This is a genomic window from Actinoplanes sp. CA-131856, assembly GCF_050956135.1.
GTDB lineage: Bacteria > Actinomycetota > Actinomycetes > Mycobacteriales > Micromonosporaceae > Actinoplanes.
The window spans coordinates 4,861,400-4,884,385 of sequence record NZ_CP191849.1; the positions used below are offsets into that span (position 1 = coordinate 4,861,400).

Annotated in this window: 22 protein-coding genes; 15 read left to right on the top strand and 7 right to left on the bottom strand. The window is 69.8% G+C overall.

Features of this window, described 5'->3' with window-relative positions:
- Positions 1–57: 57 nt before the first annotated feature.
- Entirely contained in the window at positions 58–1,641 is a 1,584-nt protein-coding gene (locus ACQP2X_RS22455; RefSeq protein WP_498699950.1) for a carboxylesterase/lipase family protein, read from the top strand.
- A gap of 7 nt (positions 1,642–1,648) precedes the next feature.
- On the opposite strand, the gene ACQP2X_RS22460 is transcribed toward ACQP2X_RS22455, so the two are convergent.
- Genes ACQP2X_RS22460 through ACQP2X_RS22485 form a run of 6 tightly spaced genes read right to left on the bottom strand, consistent with a single transcriptional unit; the run spans position 1,649 to position 6,450 of the window.
- The gene (locus ACQP2X_RS22460) at positions 1,649–2,200 is read right to left on the bottom strand and encodes a mycothiol transferase (protein ID WP_498699952.1); all 552 of its coding nucleotides are present in this window, start codon (positions 2,198–2,200) and stop codon (positions 1,649–1,651) included.
- A 49-nt stretch (positions 2,201–2,249) separates the two neighbouring features.
- A complete protein-coding gene (locus tag ACQP2X_RS22465; RefSeq protein ID WP_498699954.1) occupies positions 2,250–3,110 on the bottom strand; it encodes an alpha/beta fold hydrolase in 861 nt (286 codons plus the stop codon).
- Positions 3,107–3,964, bottom strand: a complete 858-nt coding sequence (locus ACQP2X_RS22470) for an SDR family NAD(P)-dependent oxidoreductase (protein ID WP_498699955.1) — start codon at positions 3,962–3,964, stop codon at positions 3,107–3,109. The genes ACQP2X_RS22465 and ACQP2X_RS22470 overlap by 4 nt, the downstream gene beginning before the upstream one ends.
- On the bottom strand, positions 3,961–5,475 hold the full coding sequence (locus ACQP2X_RS22475; protein WP_498699957.1) for a flavin-containing monooxygenase: 1,515 nt from the start codon (positions 5,473–5,475) through the stop codon (positions 3,961–3,963). Before ACQP2X_RS22475 ends, ACQP2X_RS22470 begins: the two co-directional genes overlap by 4 nt.
- On the bottom strand, positions 5,472–5,774 hold the full coding sequence (locus ACQP2X_RS22480; RefSeq protein ID WP_498699959.1) for a DUF4873 domain-containing protein: 303 nt from the start codon (positions 5,772–5,774) through the stop codon (positions 5,472–5,474). Before ACQP2X_RS22480 ends, ACQP2X_RS22475 begins: the two co-directional genes overlap by 4 nt.
- Positions 5,761–6,450, bottom strand: a complete 690-nt coding sequence (locus ACQP2X_RS22485) for a TetR/AcrR family transcriptional regulator (RefSeq protein ID WP_498699961.1) — start codon at positions 6,448–6,450, stop codon at positions 5,761–5,763. Before ACQP2X_RS22485 ends, ACQP2X_RS22480 begins: the two co-directional genes overlap by 14 nt.
- Positions 6,451–6,499: 49 nt before the next feature.
- On the opposite strand from ACQP2X_RS22485, the gene ACQP2X_RS22490 reads away from it, so the two are divergent.
- The 14 genes from ACQP2X_RS22490 to ACQP2X_RS22555 all read left to right on the top strand — a co-directional run bounded on the left by ACQP2X_RS22490 (position 6,500) and on the right by ACQP2X_RS22555 (position 21,097).
- Positions 6,500–7,387: an AurF N-oxygenase family protein gene (locus tag ACQP2X_RS22490; RefSeq protein WP_498699963.1), complete on the top strand. Its 888-nt coding sequence runs from the start codon at positions 6,500–6,502 to the stop codon at positions 7,385–7,387.
- 161 nt (positions 7,388–7,548) lie between these two features.
- Entirely contained in the window at positions 7,549–7,740 is a 192-nt protein-coding gene (locus ACQP2X_RS22495) for a hypothetical protein (RefSeq protein ID WP_498699965.1), read from the top strand.
- On the top strand, positions 7,740–7,922 hold the full coding sequence (locus ACQP2X_RS22500; protein WP_498699966.1) for a hypothetical protein: 183 nt from the start codon (positions 7,740–7,742) through the stop codon (positions 7,920–7,922). The genes ACQP2X_RS22495 and ACQP2X_RS22500 overlap by 1 nt, the downstream gene beginning before the upstream one ends.
- Before the next feature lie 118 nt (positions 7,923–8,040).
- Complete coding sequence (locus ACQP2X_RS22505; protein WP_498701001.1) at positions 8,041–9,141, top strand: uroporphyrinogen-III synthase; 1,101 nt, start codon at positions 8,041–8,043, stop codon at positions 9,139–9,141.
- Between the two features lie 165 nt (positions 9,142–9,306).
- A complete protein-coding gene (locus ACQP2X_RS22510; RefSeq protein WP_498699968.1) occupies positions 9,307–9,966 on the top strand; it encodes a sirohydrochlorin chelatase in 660 nt (219 codons plus the stop codon).
- Between the two features lie 116 nt (positions 9,967–10,082).
- Positions 10,083–12,116: a molybdopterin oxidoreductase family protein gene (locus ACQP2X_RS22515; protein WP_498699970.1), complete on the top strand. Its 2,034-nt coding sequence runs from the start codon at positions 10,083–10,085 to the stop codon at positions 12,114–12,116.
- Positions 12,117–12,118: 2 nt separating this feature from the next.
- The gene (locus tag ACQP2X_RS22520) at positions 12,119–12,466 is read left to right on the top strand and encodes a molybdopterin oxidoreductase (protein ID WP_498699972.1); all 348 of its coding nucleotides are present in this window, start codon (positions 12,119–12,121) and stop codon (positions 12,464–12,466) included.
- A gap of 1 nt (position 12,467) precedes the next feature.
- The gene (nirB, locus tag ACQP2X_RS22525; protein ID WP_498699973.1) at positions 12,468–14,924 is read left to right on the top strand and encodes a nitrite reductase large subunit NirB; all 2,457 of its coding nucleotides are present in this window, start codon (positions 12,468–12,470) and stop codon (positions 14,922–14,924) included.
- Positions 14,921–15,217 carry a Rieske (2Fe-2S) protein gene (locus ACQP2X_RS22530; protein WP_498699974.1) on the top strand — a complete coding sequence of 99 codons (297 nt, stop codon included), beginning with the start codon at positions 14,921–14,923 and terminating at the stop codon, positions 15,215–15,217. The genes nirB and ACQP2X_RS22530 overlap by 4 nt, the downstream gene beginning before the upstream one ends.
- Position 15,218: 1 nt before the next feature.
- Positions 15,219–16,541 (top strand): nitrate/nitrite transporter, encoded by a 1,323-nt coding sequence (locus ACQP2X_RS22535; RefSeq protein ID WP_498699975.1) that lies wholly within the window; start codon positions 15,219–15,221, stop codon positions 16,539–16,541.
- Between the two features lie 1,051 nt (positions 16,542–17,592).
- The gene (locus ACQP2X_RS22540; protein WP_498699977.1) at positions 17,593–18,150 is read left to right on the top strand and encodes a hypothetical protein; all 558 of its coding nucleotides are present in this window, start codon (positions 17,593–17,595) and stop codon (positions 18,148–18,150) included.
- A 214-nt stretch (positions 18,151–18,364) separates the two neighbouring features.
- Complete coding sequence (locus ACQP2X_RS22545) at positions 18,365–18,799, top strand: MmcQ/YjbR family DNA-binding protein (protein WP_498699979.1); 435 nt, start codon at positions 18,365–18,367, stop codon at positions 18,797–18,799.
- Positions 18,800–18,839: 40 nt separating this feature from the next.
- A complete protein-coding gene (locus tag ACQP2X_RS22550) occupies positions 18,840–19,658 on the top strand; it encodes an SAM-dependent methyltransferase (RefSeq protein ID WP_498699980.1) in 819 nt (272 codons plus the stop codon).
- A 14-nt stretch (positions 19,659–19,672) separates the two neighbouring features.
- A complete protein-coding gene (locus ACQP2X_RS22555; protein ID WP_498699982.1) occupies positions 19,673–21,097 on the top strand; it encodes a pyridoxal phosphate-dependent decarboxylase family protein in 1,425 nt (474 codons plus the stop codon).
- On the opposite strand, the gene ACQP2X_RS22560 is transcribed toward ACQP2X_RS22555, so the two are convergent.
- A complete protein-coding gene (locus tag ACQP2X_RS22560; protein ID WP_498699984.1) occupies positions 21,045–22,925 on the bottom strand; it encodes a Na+/H+ antiporter NhaA in 1,881 nt (626 codons plus the stop codon). The two genes, ACQP2X_RS22555 and ACQP2X_RS22560, sit on opposite strands and share 53 nt — an antisense overlap.
- Between the last annotated feature and the right edge of the window lie 61 nt (positions 22,926–22,986).

Consider the following 22,986-nt stretch of genomic DNA (forward strand, 5'->3'; position numbering starts at 1 on the left):
CCACGACGGCGGGAGGGCCTTCGCGGCCCTCCCGCCCCGATCGAGGAGACCGTGCACATGAGCTCAGGAATGACCCGCAGGACGTTGATCGGTGGTTCGCTGTCGGCCGCCGCCGTGGCCGGCCTTCCACTGCCGGCCCAAGCGCTGCCGGCCCAGGCGCATGACAGCCGGCGCGACGATGAAGCGGCGACCCGGTACGGCCGCGTGCGCGGGCGGCGCGAGGACGGCATCGTCAAGTTCCTCGGCGTCCCCTACGCGACGCCCCCGCTGGGCCGGCTCCGCTTCCAGGCCCCTCGGCCGCCGCGCCCGTGGCGGGGCGTGCGGGACGCGGTCGACTTCCCGAACCCGGCCTATCAGGTCGCGGGCGCCGAGATGGGACCAGGCCGGCGCATGCCGGCGCCCTCGGAGGACTGCCTCTACCTCAACATCTGGACGCCGGCCGCCGACCGCAAACGCCGCCCGGTGATGTTCTACAACCACGGCGGCGGCTACATGATCGGGTCGGGCTCGGCCACCGGGCAGGACGGCAGCAACCTGGCCAAGCTCTACGACGTGGTGGTGGTCGAGTCCAACCACCGCCTCGGCCTGCTCGGCTACCTGTACCTGGACGGCCACGCGGCCAACCAGGGCGTGCTCGACATCCTGGCCGCGCTGCGCTGGACCAGCGAGAACATCCAGAACTTCGGTGGCGACCCGGACAACGTCATGGTGTGGGGCGAAAGCGGCGGCGGCGCCAAGACCGCTGCCGTCTTCACCATGCCGTCCGCCGCCCGCCTGTTCCACAAGGCCTCGATCGAGAGCGCGGCGCCGCTGCGCTTCCCCACCCGCGACGGCGCCGCCGCCCGCACCGAACGCACCCTGCACCTGCTCGGCCTCACCAAGAAGGACATTCCCCGGCTGTACGACCTTCCGGCCGCCCGGCTGCTGGAAGTTCAGGTGTCCGAGGCGGCCAACGGCGTCGCGCCATGGGGCGATCCGGATCCGCTGCCCGGCTTCGGCGCTTTCGTCGACGGCCGCGTCATCCCACGCCACCCGTTCGCCGAGGGCGCCCCGCCCTGGTCGGCCGGCAAACCGCTGATGGTCGGCACCTGCCGCGACGAGACGGTGTTCTTCAGCCTGTTCGGCCCGCCCGACATCTTCCGCATCGACGAGGCCGGCCTCCGGTCACGGCTCGCCGCCACCTATCAGGGCGCCGACCTCGACCGCGTCATCGCGACGTTCCGCCGCTCCCGGCCCGGCGCTACCCCGGCCCAGCTCTACTTCGCCATCACCACCTCGCCGATCTGGCGCGACGCCGTCAAAATCGCCGAGGCGAAGGCCGCGTACATGTACCAGCTCGCCTATCCCGACCCGACGGTCGTGCCCGGCACGGACTTCCCGCTCGGCTCACCGCACGCCTCGGACATCCCGATGAAGTTCGCCACCGTCGGCGCGGACGAGCGGCCGGGCAAGCGGGCCACGGCCCGGCACATGAGCGCCCTCTGGGCCGGCTTCGCCCGGCACGGCCGCCCCACCGCGCCCGGCGTGCCGCGCTGGCCCGCCTACACGCCCCACGACCGCGCCACGATGTGGATCGACGCCGACTGCCGGATCGTCAAGGACCTCGACCGGGCCGAGCGGCTGTTCTGGGCGAACCGATGACGAGCGCTCAGGGTCGCCAGTCGTCCGGCGGGTCCTCACCGGTGCGCCCGTCGACGGCCTCGCGGAGCAGGTCGGCGTGGCCCACGTGGCGGGCGTACTCCTCGAGGAGGTCGTAGACGAAACGGCGGAGGCTGGGCGTGCGGCCGTCCGGCCAGGCGCGAGGGCACAGACGATCGAGCCCGCCGTCGGCCATGGCCTCGGTCAGGCGGGCCCGGCCGCGCGCCACGGCCGCGTCGTAGAGGGCGTACAGCTCCTCGGGTTTGTCGTCGGCGGCTGACGTGAAGTCCCAGTCGGGGTCGCTGTCCCAGTCGACGTCCGTCCACGGGGCCGGCATCGGCTCGCCGAAGAACTTGCCGGTGATCTGGTAGTCCTCGACCAGGGCCAGGTGTTTGAGCAGCCCGCCCAGGGTGAGAGTGGACGACGGCAGGCGCTGGTTGAGGCCGTCCGTGGCAAGGCCGCCGGCCTTCCACCGGAACGTCCAGCGCATGCGGTCGATCGCGCCGATCAGGTGTGCGGCCTCGTCGCCGGCGACGGGCGGCTCCCAGGGAATATCGCTCATGAGAGGCACCGTAGACCGCATGCCGGACGATCGGCGTCCGGAATAGTCGTCACAACGGCGAATGGGTCCGGGGTGGCTCGGCGGTCAGGGCCAGCAGCGGGCGGACCAGGCGGGCGAACTCGTCGGGGCGTTCCAGCTGGGGCATGTGGCCGGTGCCGGGGAACAGGTGGGACTGGGCGTGGGGCAGGGCGGCACGGGCCGCTGTGAGGTGGGTGGCGGGCAGGATCAGATCGCGGTCGCCCCACAGGATCAGGGTCGGCTTGGGGTTGCGGACCACCCGGTTCAGCAGCTCGGCGCGCCAGCGCGGGGCGATGCCGCGGAAGCCGCCCAGGGCCCGCGCGATCTCCAGGTAGACGGCGGCGAAGTCGGGTTGCCGGCCGATGCGTACGGCCATCGCAATCCGCTCCCGCGTGACCAGCGCGCGGTCGGCGAACAGTGAGCGTTCCACCCGCTTGGCCACGCGCGGGTCGATGCGGCCCAGCAGCGGGCGGCCGAGGAACGGCACCGCCAGCATGCGCAGGGCGAACGTGACCTCCTTGCCGAAGCCGGCGCTGTTGACCAGGGTCAGCGTGGTGACCCGGGCCGGGTCGTCGACCAACATCTGCATGGCCACGGCGCCGCCGAGCGAGTTGCCCATCAGATGTGCCGGGTCGGTGACGCCGAGCGCGTCCAGGGTGGCCCACACGCCCTCGGCCAGGGCGGCCAGGGTGGTGCGGGCCGGCAGGCGCTGGGAGAGACCGAAGCCGGGCATGTCCAGGCTGATCACCCGGTGCTCGGTGAGCCGCTCGTGCTGCGGCAGCCAGTCTTCCAGGCTGCGGCCGATGCCGTGCAGCAGCACCACCGGCGGCCCGTCGGCCGGGCCGGTGGCGTGGTAGCGGATGCGGCTGCCGTTGGCCTCCACATAGTTCACCGGCGGGCCCCGATCTTGACGGAGGTGGTGGTGAGGAACCGCATGACGTGGGCGTGGCCGACCGGGAGGAGCCGGGCCAGCAGGTCGGGGGCCTTGGCGCTGATCGCGATGAGCAGCCGTGGGCGGCGCCGGGTGACGGCGTCGATGATCTGCCGCGCGGCCTTGTCCGGGGGATAGGTGAGCAGCGCGTCGAAGAGCTTGCGGTTGGGCTCGATGTCCGACTCCGGGACATTGGCGCCGACGATGGCGCTCTCGGCGATGCGCGTGCGGATGCCGCCCGGATGCACCGTCGTCACGCCCACGCCGTTCTCGGCCAGCTCGGCCTGAAGGGCCTGGCTGAGGCCGCGCAGGGCGAACTTGCTGGCCGCGTACGCGCTCTGCCCGGCCGGGGCGATCAGCCCGAACAGGCTGGAGACGTTGACCAGGTGACTGCCGGGCGCGGCGGTGAGCGCGGGGAGCAGCGCGTGGGTGAGCAACATGGGGGCCCGGAAGTTCACGTTCATCACGGTCTCGAACTCCTCGACCGTGACCTGGTCGAAGCGCCCGCCGAGGGCGATGCCGGCGTTGTTGACGAGCAGCCCGATGGCCGGGTGGTCGGCCAGCACCTTGGTGGCGACGCCCTCGACCTGGGAGCGGTCGGCCAGGTCGGCCACGATCGTCTCGACGGTCAGCCCCGGGTGGGAGGCGCGCACGCGGTCGGCCACGGTCGTGAGGCGGGCCTCGTCGCGGTCGACCAGCACGAGGTGGCTGCCGCGCTCGCCGAGCTGATAGGCGAGCTGCTCGCCGATTCCGCTCGCGGCGCCGGTCAGGACGGCGGTATGCCCGGCAAATCGGAATTGTCCGAGACGGGTCATGGGGTGGGGCCCTTCTGAGAGGCAGCGGAGGGGGAAGGCGCTGTGGAGGGCGCGGCGGCTCGGGCGCGGTGCGAAGGCAGCGCGGCGCGGCGGAAGTGCATGTCCCGGGTGACGTCGGCCCGAGGGGTGGTGAGCACGTCGCGCAGGTAGTTCTGGCGGACGATCCACGGAGCGCGGACGCCCTGCCGCGGCCAGTCGTCGAGGGCGCGCTGCACGTAGCCCGACGAGAGGTCGAGCAGCGGCCGCCCGGAATCGCCCGGCGTCGAAGGCGTGGCGACGGCCAAGCGGTTGCGGTCCATGTGCCGCAGCAGCTTCATGACGTAGCGGTGCGAGAGGTCGGCCCGCAGCGTCCAGGACGCGTTCACGTATCCGATGCAATAGGCCAGGTTGGGTACGCCGCTCAGCATCACGCCCCGGTAGGCCGCCTGATCGCCGAGCTGCACCGGCGTACCGTCGACGCTGACCTTCACGCCGCCGATCGGCAGCAGGGACAGGCCGGTGGCCGAGACCACGATGTCGGCCTCGACGACCTGACCCGACTTGAGGCGGATGCCGTTCGGCACGAACGCGTCGATGTGGTCGGTCACCACCGAGGCCCGCCCGGCCTTGATCTCGGTGTAGAGGTCGCCCTCGGGGATCACGCACAGGCGCTGGTCCCACGGGTTGTAGGAGGGCTTGAAGTGCTCGTCCACGTACGCCTCGTCGCCGAGCCCCTTCACCGCCAGTGCCCGCAGCACCTTGCGCACGCGATCCGGCCGGCGCCGGGCCAACTGGTAGAAGCCCTGCGTCATCACGATGTTCTTGGCCCGCGCGATCCGGCTCGCCGCGGCGCCCGGCAGCACCCGCAGCAGGGCTCGGGCCACGACGTCGTGCGAGGGCAGTGAGGTCAGGTACGACGGCGAGCGCTGGAGCATCGTCACGTGCGCCGCCTCGGGCGCCATCGCCGGCACCAGCGTCACCGCGGTGGCGCCGCTGCCGATCACCACCACCCGTTTCCCGCGGTAGTCGAGATCTTCCGGCCAGAACTGCGGGTGGACCACCTGACCTTCGAACTCGTCGAGGCCCGGGAAGTCCGGCTGGTAGCCGCGGTCGTAGTTGTAGTAACCCGAGCAGGCGTACAGGAAGGAGCAGGTGAGCGTCGAGCCGTCGGCGATGGTCAGCGTCCAGCGGGCCTCGTCGGAGGACCAGTCGGCCGCCACCACCCGGCTGTCGAAGCGGATGTGCCGGGTGATGCCGCCCTCGTCGGCGGTGGCCCGGATGTAGTCGCGGATCTTGTCGCCGGAGGCGAGCGACTGGGTGTCGCGCCAGGGCCGGAACGGATAGCTCAGCGTGAACATGTCCGAGTCGGAGCGGACGCCCGGATAGCGGAACAGGTCCCAGGTGCCGCCGATGGCGTCGCGGGCTTCGAGGATGGCGTACGTCTTGCCGAGCCCCGACTCCTGCAACCGCCAGGCGGCGCCGATGCCGGACAGTCCGGCCCCGATGATGATGACGTCGACGTGGCTGCTCATGAAGGGAACCCCCGGAACCATGGCGGCGTTCCCGTGCCCGACAGGCGGATGCCGCCCCACGGGTCGGGCTCGCTCAGGCGTACCTCAATCGGTGTTGTCCGGGGAAGCGCAAGCGACGCCTGGCGTAAGCCGCCCGCCACGCGTTCCCGCAGCGTCTCGTCGGGCGCCGTGCGCCCGGCCCAGCGGAAGCGGCCCTCGACCGGCTCGAACCGGGCCGACAGCCGGATCTCGACCGGGTGGGCGGTCTCGCCGATGCTCAGCGTGGCCGGCCCCCGGTACTCCTCCTCAGGAATGTCCAAGACTGGTCTCCTCCCGGTACGCGGCGAGCCCGCCCGGCACGTCCGCCGCCTGCTGAAGTCCCGCTATGCCGCCCCACAGGAACGTCGTCAGATAGTCGCCGAGCGCCTCGCGGCTGATCGGCTGCTGCTGCCGCAGCCACCAGTCGCCGACGGCCTGGACATAACCCACCACGCCGTACGCCCACGGCAGCGCCGCGCCGGAGTCGAGCCCCCGGGCCCGCAGCCGGTCACCCAGGATCCGGGCCAGGCCGCTGGCCACCGTGTCGACCACGTCGGCCACCACGTCACGGCCGCGCGCGATCTCGGGCTGGTGCACCACGAACTGATAGAGGTTGGTGTCGGCGGCGATGTGCCCGAGGTACGCGTCGATGGCCGCGCCGACCGCCGCCCGCTCCTCGCGGACCGCGGCCACGGCCGGGACGATCGCGTCGAGCACCATGCCGGCCGCCTCCTGCCCGACCGCGAGCCACAGCTCGGACTTGTCGGCGAAGTAGCGGTAGAGCACCGGCTTGCTCACTTTGGCGTGCGCGGCGATCGCGTCCATGCCCACCTCGGGGCCGTGGATGCGGATCGCGTCGATGGCGGCCTCGGTCAGCTCGGCCCGGCGCTGCTCACGGTGACCGGCCCAGCGGCCTTTGCGGCCGTCCGTATTGACCGGTGTCTCATCCGTGTTCATAGTACTAGAAGTAACTGTTACCCGAGGTAACGTCAAGTGGAGGGTTCTGATGGATCGCGATCGCACCGCCTCCCGGCTCCTGAGGTCGTCCGCGGAGCACTCGTACGACCCGGAAGTGGAGATCGACTGGGAGGCGCCGTTTGTCGACGGCAAGTACTTCGTGCCGCCGCACCGGTCCAGCCTCTACGGCACCGACGTGTGGGAACGGTTGACCGAGCAGCAGCGGATCACCCTGACCCGGCACGAGGTGGCCAGCATCGCCGGGCTGGGCGTCTGGTTCGAGACGATCCTCATGCAGCTGCTCATCCGCGGCTACTACAAGCAGGACCCGACCGCCGCCCACGCGCAGTACGCGCTCACCGAGGTCGCCGACGAGTGCCGGCACTCGGTCATGTTCGGCAAGATGATCTCCACCCTGGGCACACCGGTGTACCGGCCCGACGGCGTCAACGCCTGGCTGGGCAAGTGGATCGCCGCCACCGGCACCGGCCCGCGCATGTTCGCCGCCATCCTCATCTGCGAGGAGATCCTGGACACGCTCCAGCGCGAGGCGATGGCCGACGAGCGGGTGCAGCCGCTGGTTCGGATGGTGTCGCGGATCCACGTGGTCGAGGAGGCGCGGCACGTCCGGTACGCCCGCGAGGAGCTGGCCCGGCAGGTGCGCGAGGCCGGGAAGGGGCGGCTCACCTTCGACAAGGTGGTGATCGCCCGGGCCGCCTATCTCTGCGGCACGCGCCTGATCCATCCGGCCGTGTACCGCTCGATCGGCCTGTCGCCGGCCGAGGGCAAGCGGCTGGCCGACGCCAACCCGCACTTCCAGGAGACGGTCCGCTGGGCCGGGGAGCGCGTGGTGGCGTACCTCAAGGATCTTGATCTGATCGATGGTCCCGGCCGTGCCCTGTGGCGGCGCTCGGGGCTGCTCGCTGCCGCTGCGTAATTGTTTCCCAACGCGCAGTAATTCATCTGAACCGGCCCTTGACCTGGAACTTTAGGATTTCCGCCCGGCCGATTCAGCCGGTGGGCGGTGCTGTCATCGCGTGGGAGATTGGATCGCGGTGTCTGCGCTCGAGCGCGGCGGCAAGCGTTCGGGGAGGATGCATGGACAGCGCTGACAACGCCCTGCTGGCGTACGAGGACGGCCGGGCCGACGGGCTCGCCGGCCGTCGCAAGGACGAGGCGCGGGCCGAGGACCCCGACTACATGGTCGGGCTCGTCGACGGCCAGGTGTCGGCGTTCGAGGAGAACCTGCTGGCCGCCATCCGCCGCGCCCTGGACGGCAAGAACAACTGATGGACGACGCACTTCTCGCGTACGAGACGGGTCGCGCCGACGGCATGGCCGCGCGCCGCGACCTGTCCCGGGCGCAGCACCCCGACACCGGCGCCGACTATCGCATGGGGTTCCTGGACGGCCGCATCGAGGTGTTCAAGCTGCTCGCGACGGTCCGCAAGATCGTCGAAGAGACCGACTGACCCCGTCAAGTTCCACCAGGCGGAAAGTGATCACGCGTTATTCAGCCCGAAACAAAGGTTCGACGTTCCGGTAACGGATCGTGGACAGGCTGGCGTGAACTACTACTTGGGGGCCTGGATGACCGAAGGAGCGCTGACGGGGTTCACCGTCGCGGTCACCGCCGAGCGGCGCCGTGACGAGATGACCGCGCTCCTCCAGCGACGCGGGGCCCGGGTCGTCACCGCGTCGGCGATCAGCATCGTCCCGCTCATCGACGACGAGGCGCTGCACGCGGCCACCGCGGCCTGCATCGGGCTCGCGCCCGACCTGGTCGTGGCGACCACCGGCTTCGGATTTCGGGGCTGGCTCGAGGCGGCCGAGGGCTGGGGCCTGGCCGAGCAGCTGCGCGAGGTGCTCCGCGGCGCCCGGATCGTCGCCCGTGGACCCAAACCCTGCGGGGCCGTACGGGCGGCCGGGCTCACCGAGGAGTGGGCGGCCAAGACCGAGGCGACCGAGGAAGTGCTGTCCCGGCTGCTCGAAGAGGGCATCGCCGGGCTGAGGATCGCGGTGCAGGAGCACGGGGAGCCGCAGACCGAGTTCGTGGCGGCGCTGCGGCAGGCGGGCGCGGCGGTCGTCGAGGTGCCGGTCTACCGCTGGGTTCCGCCGTCCGACACGGCACCGGTCCGTCGCCTGGTCGAGCAGATCACGGCGGGCCAGATCGACGCGGTGACGTTCACGAGCGCGCCGGCGGTGAAGTCGTTCCTGAACCTGGCCGGTGACGCGCGCGAGGCCGTGCTGGACCGCTTCGCGTCGGGAACCCTCGCGGCCTGCGTGGGGCCGGTGACGGCGGCGCCGCTGATCGACCTCGGCGTGCCGGTGGTGATGCCGGAGCGGTTCCGCCTGGGCGCGCTGATCAAGACGGTCACCGACGAGCTCCCGAAGCGATCGGTGAAGCTGAAGGTGGCCGGGTCGACCCTGGAGATGCGCGGGCACGCGGTGCTGATCGACGACGTCCCGCATTCGCTGGCGCCGGCGGCGATGGCGATTCTGATGGCGCTGGCCGCCCGGCCCGGCGTGGTCGTCTCCAAGGACCAGCTGATCGCGGCGCTGCCCCGGGGCAACGACGGGCACGCGGTGGACGTCGCGGTGGCGAGGTTGAGGTCGGCGCTCGGCTCGGGCCGCCACATCGAGACCGTGATCAAGCGCGGCTACCGGCTCCGCCTGGACGAGCCCGTGTAGATCGCGCCCATCACAGAGCCCACCCTCCCAGGGGGGCAGCCCCCGATGGCCATTCTCCCCGAAATCGCGTGGGAGCGCCGGGCGGCCTGTGGACAACCGGCTTCTGTGGACAACGACTCGTCAGGCCGCAACGGCGCGGTCCTTTTCTCGCGAAAGGCCTGATAAATGCCCACCTTGATCGCTGTCGCCCACGGCACCCGCAGCCCGCACGGCCAAGCCCAGATCCGTGACCTCGTCGCCCGGGTCGCCGCCCGTCGCCCCGGCCTCGACGTCCGCCTCACCTACGTCGACGTCCAGGAGCCCAAGGTCGCCGACGTGGCCCCGCTGGTCGGCGACGCCGTCGTGGTCCCGCTTCTCCTGTCGGCCGGTTATCACGTGCGCGTCGACATAGCTGAGGCCGTAACCGGCCGCCCCATCCCCGTCGCCCGCACCCTCGGCCCCGACGACGCCCTGCTCGAGAGCATGATCCGCCGGCTCCCGCGCAATGCCGACGCTGTTGTCCTGGCCGCTGCCGGCTCCTCCGACCCTTCGTGGCGCGCTGACATCGAAGCCTTGGCCGGCCACATCCCCGGCGGTGGACATGTCGGATATGTCGCCGGTCATGACCCCAAGGTCGCCGACGTGGTCGCCGATCTGCGCCGGCGGGGCGCCAAGCGCGTCGCCATCGCCTCCTACCTGCTCGCCGACGGTCTCTTCTACCGCAAACTCCACCAGGCCGGCGCCGACTGGGTCACCCCGCCCCTCTGCCTCGACCCGATCACCACCGATCTGGTCCTCAGCCGGTACGAGTCCGCTCTTCTCACATCCGCGGAAAGCCGCTTGTAGGTTTTTCCGTACGTCACGGCAACGGCGGAGGACTTGGCGGTAAACAATCGCCCGCGAGTATCAAACCCGTGACGGCAACCGATACGCATTGCCCCTACTGCGCATTGCAGTGCGGCATGACCTTGACCCCGGGCATTCCCGTGGTGAAGCTCGAGCCGCGCGAATTCCCGGTCAACAAGGGTGGTCTCTGCGCCAAGGGTTTCACCGCCGCTGACCTGCTGGATCACCGGGATCGGCTGCTGACTCCGCTGGTTCGCAAGACGCCGGGGGATCGCACCAGCCCATTGCGGGAAGCGACCTGGGACGAGGCCCTCGGCCTTATCGCCGACGCCATTGTCACCAGCCAGGAAACGTACGGCCGGGACAGCGCCGGCGCGTTCGGCGGCGGCGGCCTGACCAATGAGAAGGCGTACGCGCTCGGCAAGTTCGTGCGGGTCGCCCTGCGGTCGTCGTCGATCGACTACAACGGCCGGTTCTGCATGTCGTCGGCGGCCACGGCGGCCAACCGCGCGTTCGGTGTGGATCGCGGGTTGCCGTTCCCCTTGGAGGATGTCGCCGAGGCGCGCACGGTTCTGCTGGTCGGCGCGAACCCGGCCGACGCCATGCCGCCGTCCATGCAATATCTGGACACCGGACGGGCGGCCGGCGCCAAGCACATCGTCGTCGACCCGCGCCGCACGGCCACCGCGAACGGCGCCCACCTGCACCTTCAGCCTCTTCCGGGCACCGATCTGGCCCTGGCCAACGGCATGCTGCACATCGCCATCCGCGAGGGCTTCGTCGACGAGGCGTACATCGCGGAGCGGACCACCGGCTTCGAGGCCGTCAAGGCGGCCACGAACGCCTACTGGCCCGAGCGGGTCGAGCGGATGACCGGCGTGCCGGAGACCAGGATCCGCGAGACGGTACGCCTGCTGGCCACCAACGGCCCGGCCATGATCCTGACCGCGCGCGGCGCCGAGCAGCACAGCAACGGCACCGACACCGCGCAGGCCTGGCTCAACCTGGCCCTGGCCCTCGGGCTGGTCGGCCGCCCGTACTCGGGCTACGGGACGATCACCGGGCAGGGCAACGGCCAGGGCGGCCGCGAGCACGGCCAGAAGGCCGACCAGCTGCCCGGATATCGCAAGCTCGACGACCCCGCGGCCCGGGCCCACGTGGCCGCGGTGTGGGGGATCGACCCGGACGAGCTTCCGAAGCCGGGTCTGTCGGCGTACGAAATGCTCGATCGTCTCGGCACTGACGGCGGCGTCCGGGTGCTGATGGTCCTGGCCAGCAACATCGCCGTCTCGGCCCCGCACAGCAACCGGATCCTGGACCGGCTGCGGGCGCTCGATTTCCTGGTTGTTTCCGACATCTTCCTGTCCGAGACGGCCGAGCTGGCCGACGTCGTCCTCCCGACCGCCCAGTGGGCCGAGGAGGAGGGCACGATGACCAACCTCGAGGGCCGGGTGATCCGCCGCAAGCGCGCGCTGCCACCGCCGCCGGACGTTCGCACTGACCTGGAGATGCTCACCGACCTCGCTTCATTGCTCGGCCGAGGCGAATTCTTCAGCAGTGATCCGCGCGCGGTCTTCGAGGAGCTGCGCCGGGCCAGCGCCGGCGGCATCGCCGACTACAGCGGCATCACCTACGAGCGCATCGAGAAAGAGGACGGCGTCTTCTGGCCGTGCCCCTCCGAGGATCACCCGGGCACACCACGGCTGTTCGCCGACGGCTTTCCTACGCCTTCCAAAAAAGCGAAATTCATCAAAGTCGATCACCGGGATCCGGCCGAGATGCCGGACAAGCTTTTCCCGTACGTCCTGACGACCGGCCGCAACATGCAGCAGTACCAGAGCGGCAACCAGACCCGCCGGGTGAAGGCGCTCGCCGTCGCGCTGCCCGAACCCCGCGCGGAGATCCACCCCGACCTCGCTCGCCGGCACGGCATCGCCGACGGCGACCTGGTCGAGTTGCGCAGCCGCCGCGGCGCCGCGGTGCTGCGCGCCCGGCTCAGCGACGGGATCAGGCCGGACACGGTCTTCGCCCCGTTCCACTGGCCCGGCGCGAACGCCCTGACCAACCCGGCTCTCGACCCGCATTCACGGATGCCCGCCTTCAAGGCGTGCGCGGTCGCGATCAGCTCATATACGGAAGGGACCGAATAGCGGTGCACTCGACCCCACGATTCCTGCAAGGCGTCGTCGCCTTCGAGGGCAAGGGCCTGGACCAGCCGGCGCCCGTCAGCCCCGAGCTGTCGTACGTGGTCCCCGACGGCGTCAGCGCGCAGGCCGTCTACTTCCGGGGCGGCAACGCGGCCGCCGAGCTCGTCAACGTCGTCCTCGTGCGGGACGGCAAGCCGATGCGGTACTTCCCGATCGGCGCCAAGGGTGACGTGCACGTGCCGCTGCGGGTCGTCGAGGACCTGCTCTCCGGCACGTCGATCGAGCTGTGGCTCGCCGCGCCCGCCGGAGTCTCCGGCACCGTCATCGTCGATCTAGGCCTCGTGGAGATCTGATATGCGGCAAAGACTGGTCGTCATCGGCAACGGCATGGCCGGCGCCCGGACGGTGGAGGAGATCCTCGCCCGCGGCGGGGACTTCGAGATCACGATGTTCGGCGACGAGCCGTACGGCAACTACAACCGGATCATGCTGTCGAACGTCCTGGCCGGCGTCGAGGACGAGTCCGGCATCTTCCTGAACGACCTTTCCTGGTACGCCGACAACGGCATCACCCTGCACGCCGGCACCCGGATCGAGCGCATCGACCGGTTCGCCAAGCGGGTGTACGCCGAGGACGGCACCGAGACCCCGTACGACAAGCTGATCATCGCCACCGGCAGCCGCGCCTTCGTGCCGCCGATCCCCGGCGCGCACCGTCCCGGCCGCGGTTACCACCAGGGCGTCTTCGCCTTCCGGACCCTCGACGACACCCGCGCGATGATCCGCTACGCCAAGGAGCACGAGCGCGCGGTCGTCATCGGCGGCGGCCTGCTCGGCCTGGAGGCGGCCCGCGGCCTGCAGAACCACCTGCCGCACGTCACCCTCGTGCACGCCATGGGCCACCTGATGAACACCCAGCTCAACGTCGCGGCCGGCGACACCCTGCGCAAGACGATCGAGGAGAAGCTCGGCATCGAGGTCGTGGTCGACGGCATGACCACCGAGATCCTCGGCAAGCACGCGGTCACCGGCGTCAAGCTGGCCGACGGGCGGGTCATCGCATGCGACGTCATCGTGGTGGCCGCCGGCATCCGGGCCAACTCCGAGATGGCCGCCGCCAGCGACCTGCCGGTCGAACGCGGCATCATCGTGGACGACCAGATGCGGGTCCAGGACGAGGACGACATCTACGCGGTCGGCGAGTGCGCCCAGCACCGCGGCGAGGTCTACGGCCTGGTCGCCCCGCTGTGGGACCAGGCCAAGGTGCTGGCCGACCACCTGACCGGGGTGAACCCGCTGGCCGAGTACCACGGCTCGCAGGTGGCCACGAAGCTCAAGGTGGCCGGCGTCGACGTCGCCGCCATGGGGCTCAAGGAGCCCGAGCACGAGGACGACGAGGTGCTCACCTTCGCCGAGCCGAAGAAGGGCATCTACAAGAACGTCATCATCCGCGACGGCCGCCTGGTCGGCGCGACGCTGGTCGGCGACGTCAAGAAGGTCGCCTTCCTCATGCAGGCGTTCGACCGGGGGCTGGCCCTGCCCGAGGACCGGGCCGAGCTCATGTTCGACCTGGGTGGCCCGGCCGGCGAGGTCAAGGTCGAGGACATGGCCGACGACGAGCAGGTCTGCAACTGCAACGGCGTCAGCAAGGGCACCATCTGCTCGACCGTGCAGAGCGGCTGCAAGACGGTCTCCGGGGTGATGGACAAGACCCGGGCCGGCAAGGGCTGCGGCACCTGCAAGAGCGTGGTGCAGCGGATCGTCGAGTGGGCCGCCGGCGGCGAGGTCGAGGAGGACCCGGCCGCGTCCTACTACGTGCCCGGCATCCCGATGCCCAAGCCGGAGCTGATGAACGCGATCCGCCTGCACTCTTTGAAAAGCGTGTCGTCGGTGTTCGCCAAGCTCGGCGGCGACGAGGACGCCAAGAGCAAGATGGGGCTGGCCTCGCTGCTGAAGATGATGTGGGGCGGCGAGTACGTCGACGAGCGCGACGCCCGCTTCATCAACGACCGGGTGCACGCGAACATCCAGCGCGACGGCACGTTCTCGGTGGTGCCGCAGATGAAGGGCGGCGTCACCACCCCGGCCCAGCTCAAGCGGATCGCCGAGGTGGCCGAGAAGCACGAGGTGCCGATGGTCAAGCTGACCGGCGGCCAGCGCATCGACCTGCTCGGCATCCCCAAGGAGAAGCTGCCCGAGGTGTGGGCCGACCTGGACATGCCGTCCGGGTACGCCTACGGCAAGAGCTTCCGCACGGTGAAGACCTGTGTCGGCTCCGACTTCTGCCGCTTCGGCGTGGGCGACTCGACGGCGCTCGGCATCGCCCTGGAGGAGCGCTACCAGGGCATCGAGGGCCCCGGCAAGATGAAGCTCGCGGTCACCGGCTGCCCGCGGAACTGCGCCGAGGCGTACGTCAAGGACCTGGGTGTCGTCGCCATCGACGGCGGCAAATGGGAGATCTACGTCGGCGGTGCCGCCGGCGCCCACATCCGCAAGGGCGACCTGCTGACCACGGTGAGCAGCCCCGAGGAAGTCATCGTGCTGACCGGCCGGTTCCTGCAGTACTACCGGGAGAACGCGAACTGGCTGGAGCGGACGTACGCCTTCGTCCCGCGCGTCGGCATCTCTCGCATCAGGGAGATCGTCGTCGATGATGCGGAAGGCATCGCGGCCGACCTGGACGCGGCGATGGAGGCTTCGGTTCTTTCCTATCGCGACCCGTGGAAGGACCGTGAGGAACCGGCCACGCCCGGCCAGTTCCGCACCTCCCTGCCGCTGATCGTCCTTCCCCAGGTTCCGGTGCGCGCATGAGGCCCATCGCGTCGGTTCACGAGATCCCGCTCGGCGAGGGCCGCACCTTCGCCGTCGACGGCGAGATGATCGCCATCTTCCGCCTGCGCGACGGTTCCGTCCGCGCCACCTCCGCGATGTGCCCGCACAAGGGCGGCCCCCTCGCGGACGGTCAGATCGACCTCAAGCAGGTCATCTGCCCACTGCACCTGAACGCCTGGGACCTGCGCACCGGCTGCTCGCTCAGCGGCCAGCCGGACGTCGCGGTCTACCCGGTGTCCATCGACGACGACAAGATCATGCTGGGGGAGTGAGATGACCGCTGTTCTTGAAAGGCCGGCCGCTTCGTCGGTCCGGGGTCACTGGATCGACGACTGGCGTCCCGAGGACCCGGTCTTCTGGGAGGCCGGCGGCAAGCGGATCGCCCGCCGCAACCTGATCTTCTCGATCACGTCGGAGCACATCGGCTTCTCGGTGTGGTCGCTCTGGTCGGTGCTCGTCCTCTTCCTCGGACCCGAGTACGGCATCGATCCGGCCGGCAAGTTCCTCCTGACCGCGGTGCCGACCCTGTTCGGCGCGGCCCTGCGCATCCCGTACAGCTTCGCGGTGGCCCGTTTCGGCGGCCGCAACTGGACGGTCTTCAGCGCCTCGCTGCTGCTGGTGCCGGCGATCGCGGCCGCCTTCCTGATCCGCCCCGGCGTCGACTACTCGACCCTGCTGATCCTGGCCGCCCTGGCCGGCGTGGGCGGCGGCAACTTCGCCTCGTCGATGACGAACATCAACGCGTACTACCCGAACCGCCTGAAGGGCTGGGCGCTGGGCATCAACGCCGGCGGCGGCAACCTGGGCGTGGCCGCGGTCCAGCTGGTGGGCCTGTTCGTCCTGGCCGTCTTCGGCGCCGGCCACCCCGGCATCGTGGCCGGCATCTACATCCCGCTGATCGTGCTGGCCGCGCTCGGCTCGGCCCTCTACATGGACAACTTGACCCAGGTCCGCAACGAGAAGCGGGGAATGCGCGACGCGTTCCGCGAACCCCACACCTGGATCATGTCGCTGCTCTACATCGGAACCTTCGGTTCCTTCATCGGCTTCGGCTTCGCCTTCGGCCAGGTGCTACAGGTCCAGTTCCACACCGAGTTCAGTACGCCCGTGAAGGCGGCCTACCTGACCTTCCTGGGCCCGCTGCTGGGCTCCCTGATCCGCCCGGTGGGCGGAGCCCTGGCCGACCGCCTGGGCGGAGCAAGGGTCACGTTCGTCAACTTCATAGCGATGGCGGTAGGCGCCGGCATCGTCCTGCTGGCCGCCCAACAGAAGTCGTTGCCCCTCTACATAGCCGGTTTCGTCCTGCTGTTCGTCCTGACCGGCATAGGCAACGGCTCGACGTACAAGATGATCCCCGCCATCTTCCGCAAGAAGCACCCGAACGACGACCACGAGGCCCGCCGCCTGTCAAACGCCGTGATCGGCATAGCCGGAGCCATCGGCGCTTTCGGCGGCGTCCTGGTCAACTTGGCCTTCCGCCAGTCCTTCCTGTCAACAAAGGAGGCCGACGCGGCATACATCGCGTTCATAGCCTTCTACGCCATCTGCGTCCTGGTGACCTGGGCCGTCTACCTACGCCCCAAGACCAGCGTCTGACACCACACAACGGACCGCCGGGTGATTCGTCACCCGGCGGTTCGGCATTGCTCAAGCACGAGAGTTTCGCACGGATCTGGCCGACAGGATTGCTCCTCATCAGTTCGGAACGGCGCCGCGCGGCCAAGGTGGAGCCGCCGATTCGACCTTCGCGTCAATTCGTTCCGAGTGATGCATAGTGGCCGCCGTTCGCTGGCGGGTCGACGCCATCGCGGAATATTTCCCTCATGTCGCGGGAATGGCCAGCACAGAGGACCGAGAACGTGTTTGTGTTTTGCGGGCTGACTTGACCGAGCGTCCATATCCTGGCGGGGATGGGCGCGTGGAGTTCGGCGGGGTACCGCAGGGCTTACGGTGGATTTCCGCCCGCATGATCCGGATGATGCCGATTCGGTGGGTGCGTTGGCGGCAACGTCGCTGGCCGGCGGCGCCGTCGTTTCAGTGTGGGTGATGGTGCTTGCTGCCGCGGGGTCTTGGTGAGCCTGGGTGGGGACGGCCGGACTCGCTGGGCCGTCCAAGTTCACGTTGACTGGGCCTGTGCCGACTGGAGTAGCGACGGCCGGGCTGACGACGGCCGGGCTGGTCGAGGCGGGCGGGCGGTCAGGGCGTGACTTGTAGGGGCGGGGTGGTGCCAAGGGTGGCATCGGTGTGTCGCCGTGCAGACTGCGCCATTTGCGGGTGTGGCGTTGTATCAATCCGTATTGCCGGCGCTCGTGATGTTCGCGGCGGAATTGCTCCGCGCTGGCGGAGTAATTCCGGCGCTTGGTGGGGTCACGCCATTGAGCTAACTGCGTCTGGCTGAACAACTGCGTCTGACCCCGAATCTGGTCCATGAGCTATTTTCCCGCGAACGCCGTCGGAGCGGTAAGAGGGAAAACGTGCCACATTCGCGCCGGTAACCGAGTCAGTCGGCAGTTCCGTGAGGCGATTCTGTCCGCGCTTACAGCCCTCAGGAAGAGCGTGCCTATCCTGCACGGTCTACCCAGGCCGCTGGGCAGTCACGGGTAGGTTGCGGGTCATGAGGACGACGTGCGCGGGTTGTGGTGCAGTCATGATGGAGGCTGAGCAGGCGGAGCCATGCCCGAACTGCGGCGAGCGCGGGCGGAATATTCACGTCGAGGTGGCGGACGCCGTTGGTGCGGCCGATGACGTCAGCGTGCGGGCCGAGTTCGGGGAGCGGCCGTGGGAGGAGAAGTGGAGCGAGGTCACCCGGCTGCTTGCGGAGATCGAGGCCATCTATGCCAACCGCGGCTCCATTGATGTCGCGCGCGGGACGGTGGAGGGCTTCTTCAAGGCGGCGCGCGAGCTGGCCGACTGGATCAAGGCCAAGACCGGAAAGAACGCACTTGTGTTCGTGAACAACGACGCCGAGATGGCAATTCCGGACGCATTCGCTCAGACCCTCAAGCACCATACCCGTACAAAGGCGGGATCGATCTCGGCGCGGATCGCCAGCATCGATACTGCCCTGCCCGGCACTCGGGTGGAGATTGCGTGGAGCACGTCAGGCGGTCCGGAGACCCTGGTAGACGCGCTTGATCTGGCTCGTGCGACCGTCGCAGCCTGGCGCCGCTACGCCGTCAAGGAGGGGTTGACACCCCCGACGTGAATGCCAGGCCGATCCGAAGGGCGGCGTGCATCAGCCGGGAGATGACCGTTTGCCAAGGGCAGGGCACCGAAGGTGAGTCGAGGTCGTTGCGGGCCCGGTCGGCCGGTCCGGTGTAGGCGGAGCGGCGGGTGCTCTGAGAAACCGTTGGGCGGGAATGCGCCGAACCTGGGTCGCGGTCCCCGGCAGTGCGCGTTCGGTTGGTTACCTTGGGGTGGTGACGCAGGATCAGGACCGGCCGGCCCGGGTCGAAGACGTGCATGAGTTGGCGCTTGGGATGCCGCACGTGACCGTCGAACACGCGGCTGGTGACAACCTGGTCTATCAGGTTGGTGGGAAGTCGTTCGTGTTCTTCCGGAATCCTCGGCCGGACGCCTTCGATCCGGAGACCGGGGAGCGCTATGCGGACGTCATCGTCTTCTGGGTCGAGTCGGAGGCGGACAAGCAGGCCCTCGTTCAGGACGCGACCAAGCCGTTCTTCACCACCGCGCACTTCGACGGGCATCTGTCGGTGCTTCTGCGGGCCGGGCGGATCGGGGAACTCACGCGCGGGGAGCTGGCCGAACTTGTCCAGGATGCCTGGCTGTCGCGGGCCTCGGCCCGCCGCGCGGCGGCCTGGCTGAGCGCGCACCCGCCGCGTGGCGGATCTTGATATCGTCGGGTGTCCACCTTGGACCGAAGAAGGGCACCCGATGGACGAAACGCAGGCCCGGGCCGCGAATCTCGACACGAGCGTGGCTCATCCCGCGCGGCGGTACAACTACTGGCTCGGTGGCAAGGACAACTTCGCCGCCGACCGGGAGTCGGGGGACCTGCTGGAGAAGGCGGTGCCGACCATCCGCCTGCTGGCCGTGGAGAACCGCAAGTTTCTCCAGCGGGCCGTGCGCTTCCTGGCCGGGGAGGCCGGGATCGACCAGTTCCTCGACATCGGGACGGGGCTTCCCACCGCCGACAACACCCATGAGGTGGCCCAGCGGGTCAACCCGGCCAGCCGGCTCGTCTACGTCGACAACGATCCGATGGTGATGGCGCACGCGCGGGCGCTGCTGACCAGCACCCCGGAGGGGCGGTCCAGCTACATCGAGGAGGACCTGCGCAACCCGGAACGGATTCTGAGCAACCCGGCGGTGGCCGCCACGCTCGACCTGGGCCGGCCGGTGGGGCTCATGCTGATCGCCGTGCTGCACTTCGTCGAGGACTACGACGAGGCGCGCGGCGTGGTGGGCCGGCTCATGGAGGCGCTGCCTTCGGGGAGCTACCTGGCCGCCACCAACATCACGTACGACTTCCTCACGCCGGAGGATCTGGCGGCCGCCGCGGCCCTGTTCGGGGATCGCAAGCCGGACGCTTTCGCCCGTACCCGCAAGGAATTTGAAGGCTTTTTCGACGGGCTGCGACTGGTCGAGCCGGGCGTGTCGGCGGTCAGCGAGTGGCGCTCCGACCTGCCGGCCAGTGAGCGGGTCAGCCCGCGCGCGGCCGGAATGTACGCTGCCGTGGCGGTCAAACCCTAGGCATACTGCAAGGCATGGCTGATCCGCTGGACGATCCCGGTCTCGCCGCCTCGCTCGACCGGGTGCGGGCCGCCGCCGCCGACTATCTGGAGTCGCTCGGCGGGCGGCCCGTGCAGGACGTGGCCGCCCTGAAGATGCTCGCCGAGCTCGACGGCGTCCTGCCCGACACCGGGCCGGGCGCCGACGCCGTCACCGAGCGGCTGCTGCGCATCGGGACGGCCACCGCGACCGCCTCGTCGGGGCCGCGTTTCTTCCACTTCGTGACCGGGGGAGTGACGCCGGCCGCGCTGGCCGCCGACTGGACGGCCTCGCTGCTCGACCAGAACTCGTTCTCGCGGGTGTCGTCGCCGTTCGCGCACGAGGTCGAGACGGTGGCCATCGGGTGGCTGCGTGACCTGTTCAACCTGCCCGCCTCGTGGGGCGGGGCCCTGGTCGCCAGCGCCACCTTCGCCAACTTCACGTCGCTGGCCTGCGCCACCCACTGGTGGGCGGGCAAGCACGGCGCCGACGTGGCCCGTGACGGGCTGACCGGGCTGCCGCGCATGCCGGTCCTCTCCGGCGGCTACGTGCACGCCAGCGCCCGCAAGGCTTTGCAGATGCTGGGGCACGGCCGCGACGCGGTCGAGGTCTACGCGGCCGACGCGATCGGGCGGGCCGATCTGCCGGCGATCCGGCGGCGGCTCGGCGAGATCGACGGTCCGGCCGTGCTGATCGCCAACGCCGGTGAGGTCAACGCGGGCGACTTCGACCCGATCGCCGAGCTGGCCGACCTGGCCGAGGAGCACGGGGCCTGGCTGCACGTGGACGGGGCTTTCGGCCTGTTCGCGGCCCTGTCGCCAAGGACCGATCATCTTGTACGGGGCATCGAGCGGGCCGACTCGATCGCCGCCGACGGGCACAAGTGGCTCAACGTGCCGTACGAAAGCGGTTTTGCCCTGCTGAAGGAGCCCGCCCGGCTCGGTGCGGCCTTCGGCATGCCGGGAGCGCCCTATCTGCCGGGGCCGGGCGATCCGAACAGCGGCTTCGCCCTGCTGGGGCCGGAGTCGTCGCGGCGGGCGCGGTCGCTGCCGATCTGGGCGTCGCTCGCCGCGTACGGCCGCGACGGCTACCGGGCCATGGTCGAGCGTCACCTCGACCTCGCCCGGCATCTGGGCCGCCGGATCGACGAGGCGCCGGAGCTGGAACGGCTCGCGGAGGTGCAGCTCTCGATCGTCTGCTTCCGGGCCGTCGGGGACGACGCCCTCAACCGGGCCCTCGGCGCCGCAATCATCGCCGACGGCCGGGTGTACGCCGGCACGACCGTCTACGGCGGCCAGGTCGCCCTGCGCCCGGCGATCGTGAACTGGCGTACGACGGAGGCCGACATCGACTTCTTCGTCGACGTGGTCAGGGAGCTGGCCGCTTCGACGCGATCTTCGCCCGGATCCGGGCCAGCTTGATCGCTTTCTCGAGCGTCTCCACGTCGTACGACCCGTAGTGCCGTTGGCCGTTGACGAAGAACGTCGGAGTGCCGGCGACGCCGCTGAGGTCGGCCGACTCGACGTTCGCGGTGATCCGGTCGGTGCACTCGTCGCGCGTCATGTCCTCGTGGAAGCGGTCCTGGTCGAGGCCGAGCTCACCCGCGTAGCCGATCAGGTCGGCGATGCGCAGGTGATCCTGGCGGCTCAGCAGCAGGTCGTGCATCTCCCAGAACTTGCCCTGCAACCCGGCCGCCTCGGCCGCCTGGGCGGCGATCTGCGCCTGCGGGTGCACGTCGGTCAGCGGCAGATGGCGCCACACGTAGCGCAGATCGTCGTCGGTCATCAGCTCACGCACGATCGGCTCGGCCTGACCGCAGTACGGGCACTGGAAGTCGCCGTACTCGACCAGCGTGACCGTCGCGTCCGCCGGGCCCCGCACGTGGTCGCGATCGGGGTCGACCTCGGGGATCAGGTCGATGATGTCGTCGGAGTCGCCGAGCAGCAGCACGGCCCGGCGCGGCCGCGACTGCATGCTGGTGATCCGGAAGACCAGCCAGGTGACCAGCGTCGAGCCCACCCCGGCCAGCAGCACGCCCAGCTTGGCCTCGGCCAGGTCGTCGCCCTCGAAGGCCAGGTTGGCGATCAGGAACGACACGGTGAAGCCGATGCCGGCGATGGTGCCGGTGCCCAGCACCGACGACCAGCCGACCGACGGCCGTACGGCTCCCTTGGTCACCCACGTGATCATCGCCGACATACCCGTGATGGCGGCCGGCTTGCCCACCACGTACGCCACGATGACGCCCAGCGTGACCGGCGAGGTGAGCGCACGGCCCAGGAAGCTCGCGTCGATCGCGATGCCCGCGTTGGCCAGGCCGAACAGCGGCACGATCAGATAGTTGGTCCAGCCCGACCAGGTGCGCTGGAGCCGGTCGTTCCAGGACAGCGTGCTGATCAGCCCGAACCGCGCATAGCGGGCCAGCTCGGGGGTCGGCTGCTCGCGGAAGGAGCGGAAAAGGTCGCTGGCCTCCTGCAGAGCTTCACGGGCCGGGGTGTACGCGGCCGCGGTGAGCCCGAGGATCAGACCGGACACCACCGGGTCGATGCCGCTCTCGAGCATGGCGACCCAGAAGGCCACACCGAACGGGACGTAGGCGAAACCGCTCCTGATTTTGAGTCTGACCAGCGCGAAGGTGGCGGCGTAGAAGAGGGCGGCGAACGCCAGCGGCATCCACCGGATCTCCTCGGTGTAGGCGACCGCGATGACGATCAGCGCCACCACGTCGTCCACCACCGAGACGGTCACCAGGAACAAACGAGCCTGTACGGGCACGTTGCGCCCGACGAGCGCCAGCAGCCCCAGCGCCAGCGCGGTGTCGGTGGACATGGCGACACCCCAGCCGCCGGCGGTGTCGTGACCGGCGTTGAAGGCCAGGAAGATGCCGACCGGCAGCAGCATGCCGGTCACCCCGGCCGCCGCGGGCAGGATGAACCGCCGCCGGTCGCGCAGGTCGCCCAGGTCGAACTCGCGCCGCGCCTCGAGACCGACGACCAGGAAGAAGAGCGTCATGAGGCCGCTGTTGACCCACTCGCGCAGGGTCAGGTGGATGCCGTCGCCGCCGAGGTCGATGCTCAGGTCGGTCGCCCAGAACCGCTCGTAGCTCCCGTCGGCGACATTGGCCCAGATGAGCGCGAGGGCGATGGCGGCCAGGAGCACACCAGCGCTGCCGGCCTCGGTGCTCAAAAACTGGCGCAGCGGGGTCGCTACCCGCCCCCTCCAGGGCGTGCTGGCGGATTCGTCGCTCACCCGATAGACCCAATCACGGACCGGGCTCGGTCGCCACGATGTGTGATCAGCGCCGTACCGT